Consider the following 3620-nt stretch of genomic DNA (forward strand, 5'->3'; position numbering starts at 1 on the left):
AACAAACCGTAGCCGCTCGTCCATGATCCCAGTTTCTCGCCAAACCATCGCCGGTCCTCCCGGCGGACAAGAAAACTGTCACCCATGCTATCGGTCCATTCTGTTACCTATCTATCCGGTTCGGACACCGGACATTTCTCCCCGTATAGAGACGGGGAGAGGGACGCTGTCATCGATGGTTTCGCCAATTTTCAACGTTGCAAGAGAAGGCGGCGAGGTTGCGTCCAGTTTCTTCTCCCCGTCACTATACGGGGAGAAGGTGCCGGCAGGCGGATGAGGGGCGGCGCTGCCCTGACGTGATTGTCAGCAAGAAGCCTATGGCGACTCGCTAGACAGCAGCTTTGGGCCTAATCACGGATCCTGCTTTGTCGACAGCCCGGCCAGCCTCCCTTATAAGGACCGGAATCGCACGCAACCAGAGGCCTTCATGATCATCGTCACGGGCGGCGCCGGCATGATCGGCTCCAACATCGTCGCCGCGCTCAATGCGGAAGGTCATGACGACATCCTGGTCGTCGACGACCTCACCGACGGCCACAAGATCGCCAACTTGGCCGATCTCAGCATTGCCGACTATCTCGACAAGGACGACTTCCTGGCCCACATGGAAGCCGGCTCGCTCGGCCGCATCGAGGCAGTCTTTCATCAGGGGGCTTGCTCGACCACCACCGAATGGAACGGCAAGTTCATGATGGACGTGAACTACGCCTATTCGAAACAGCTGCTGCATGCCTGCCAGGCGCTGCGCGTGCCCTTTCTCTACGCTTCCTCGGCTTCGGTCTATGGCGGCGGATCCGAATTTCGTGAGGAGCCGGCGTTTGAACGGCCACTCAACGTCTATGCCTATTCCAAGAAACTCTTCGACGACTATGTCAGGCGCACGGTGTTCGACAGCGATCATTCGCAGGTCGCGGGGCTGCGCTACTTCAATGTCTATGGCCCGCGCGAGGCGCATAAGGGCGCCATGGCCTCGGTCGCCTTCCATCTGTTCAACCAGGTCGAGCGCGGCGAAAATCCGAAGCTGTTCGGCGCCCATGACGGCTTCGGACCGGGCGAGCAAAGCCGCGATTTCATCCATGTCGGCGATGTCGCCGACGTCAATCTGTGGCTATGGAAGCGTGGCGCGAGCGGCATCTTCAACTGCGGCACCGGCCGCGCCCAGCCGTTCCGCGCCATCGCCGAAACGGTCATCGACGCGCTGGGCAAGGGCGAGATCGAGTTCATAGAATTCCCCGACCATCTCAAGGGCAGCTACCAGAGTTTTACCCAGGCTGATATGTCCCGCTTGCGCGCGGCCGGCTATAACGGGCAATTCCGCACAGTGGAAACCGGCGTCAGAGACTATGTCGAATGGCTGAAAGCCCAACGATCCTCGTGATCGGCCCACGCTGGGTGGGCGATATGGTGATGGCGCAGTGCCTGTTCTCGGCGCTGAAGGAGCTCCATCCCAACGCCGCGATCGATGTGCTGGCGCCCGCCTGGGCGGCACCTCTGGTCAAGCGCATGCCGGAGATCCGCCAGCAGATCGACTTTCCGCTGAAGCCCGGCACGCTCGAATTCAGCCATCGCCGCCGCTTCGGCCGCCTGCTGCGCGGCCGCTACGACTTGGCCTATGTGCTGCCAGGCAGCTGGAAGTCGGCGCTGATCCCGTTCTTTGCCCGCATTCCGCGCCGTTTCGGCAATCTGCGCGAAATGCGCTATGGCCTTTTGACCGACATCGTACCATTGCCCGACGCCGTGAAACGGCGCACCGCGCAGGCCTATTTCGGCCTCGCTCAGGGCGGCAGTTTCCGCGCACCCCGGCTGACCGTGGACACGAAAAACCAGGCCATGCTGCTCGATCGTTTCGGTCTGGCGCCGCAAAAATTCGTGGCCCTGATGCCCGGTGCCGAGTTCGGCCCGGCCAAGCGCTGGCCAAGCGAAAGCTATGCCGGCCTTGCCCGCGAATTCATGGGCAAGGGACTGGAGGTCGCCCTGTTCGGCTCGAAGAACGACCGCGACGTGACGGCCGAAATCGCCGCATTGGCCCCCGGCGTCGTCGACCTCGCCGGCCAGACGCGGCTGGAGGACGCCATCGACCTGATCGCGGCCGCCCGGCTCGCGGTCTCCAACGACAGCGGGCTCATGCATGTCGCGGCCGCCGTCGGCACGCCGATCGTTGCCGTCTACGGCTCGACCTCGCCTGAAAATACGCCGCCACTGGCGGAACGGCGCGAACTGGTCTGGCTCGGCCTGTCCTGCTCGCCTTGCCACCAGAAAATCTGTCCGCTCGGCCACCTCAACTGCCTCAAGACATTGGAAGTCGGGCGGGTCGCCGCGGCGGCGGACCGGCTGCTGGAAGTTCCGGCCGCGGCATGAAGGTGCTGATCGTCAAGACATCGTCGATGGGCGATGTCATCCACACCTTTCCGGCACTCGAGGATGCCTGCCGCGCGCGGCCCGATATCGCTTTCGACTGGTGCGTGGAGGAGGCGTTTGCCGGCATCGTCGCGCTGCATCCGGCGATCGGCACCGTCCACACGGTGGCGATAAGGCGCTGGCGAAAGAGCCTCTTCGACACGAACACCTGGCGCCAGGCGGCGGCCCTGCGCCGTGCCTTGCGCGCCTGCCGATATGATCTCGTCGTCGATGCGCAAGGCCTGCTGAAATCGGCCCTGGTGGCACGCCAGGCGCGTGCGCCGATCGCCGGCTTCGACCGGTCGAGCGCGCGCGAACCCTCGGCGACGCTGTTCTACGACGTCCCCTACGCCGTGCCGCGCGACCTGCACGCCATCGAGCGGACAAGGCGGCTGTTCGGGCTGGCGCTCGGCTACCGGCCCGATCTTTCGACGCTCGACTCCGGCATCGTCGCACCGATGGGCACGATCGCTGGCATCGACGGAAAAGCGGCCTTCCTGCTGCACGGCACCAGCCGCGAGGACAAGAAATGGCCTGCCGAGGACTGGATCGGAACCGCCCGCCTGCTGGTCGAGCGCGGCATGACGCCGGTCACCACCTGGTCGAACGAACGGGAGAAGGCCGTGGCCGAAGCGATCGCCAAGGCCGTGCCATCCACGGTCGTGCTGCCCAAATCGCCGCTGGCCGACATCGCAGCCATTCTCGGCCGCTCGACGCTCGTCATCGGCGCTGATACGGGATTGACCCACCTCGCCAGCGCCTTCGGCCTGCCGACGGTGGCGGTATTTTTGGCAACTGAACCGGGTTTGACCGGGCCGCGTGGGCAATATGCATCGACGCTGCTGGCAGCGTCCGGCGCGCGCGTGACGTCGGCGCAGGTGGTGGCGGAAGCGGAACGACTTTTAGAGCTTAGCCGGGCAAATACCCGGAAATACTGACTTTTCGACCGAACGATTGGAAAGGCTAGCGCCGCCCCTCATCTGCCTGCCGGCATCTTCTCCCCGTATAGTGACGGGGAGAAGGGGCTGAAATACGCGGTCGGCGCCAGCCACTTGGCGAAATCATCGATGACAGCGTCTTTCTCCCCGTCACTATACGGGGAGAAATGCCCGGCAGGGCAATGAGCGACTATCTGTGGTGTCAAGTTGCATTGGCGAACTCGATGCGCGCATCGCGTGCTTTTGCATTGAGAATGACGAGGAGTTTTCGCGCCAGCGCCATGC

The 3620-nt window shown here is 63.6% G+C and carries 3 protein-coding genes; all 3 read left to right on the plus strand.

The genetic code is table 11. The features are described 5' to 3' along the window. Window positions 1-427: 427 nt before the first annotated feature. Genes rfaD through waaC form a run of 3 tightly spaced genes read left to right on the plus strand, consistent with a single transcriptional unit; the run spans window position 428 to window position 3335 of the window. Window positions 428-1378, plus strand: a complete 951-nt coding sequence (rfaD, locus tag EN850_RS33290; protein ID WP_136092913.1) for an ADP-glyceromanno-heptose 6-epimerase — start codon at window positions 428-430, stop codon at window positions 1376-1378. Beyond that, entirely contained in the window at window positions 1351-2358 is a 1008-nt protein-coding gene (gene waaF / locus EN850_RS33295) for a lipopolysaccharide heptosyltransferase II (protein ID WP_136092914.1), read from the plus strand. Before rfaD ends, waaF begins: the two co-directional genes overlap by 28 nt. Next, a complete protein-coding gene (gene waaC / locus EN850_RS33300; protein WP_136092915.1) occupies window positions 2355-3335 on the plus strand; it encodes a lipopolysaccharide heptosyltransferase I in 981 nt (326 codons plus the stop codon). Before waaF ends, waaC begins: the two co-directional genes overlap by 4 nt. The last annotated feature ends 285 nt before the right edge of the window (window positions 3336-3620 follow it).

Source organism: Mesorhizobium sp. M8A.F.Ca.ET.207.01.1.1, from assembly GCF_004794715.1.
Lineage (GTDB): Bacteria > Pseudomonadota > Alphaproteobacteria > Rhizobiales > Rhizobiaceae > Mesorhizobium.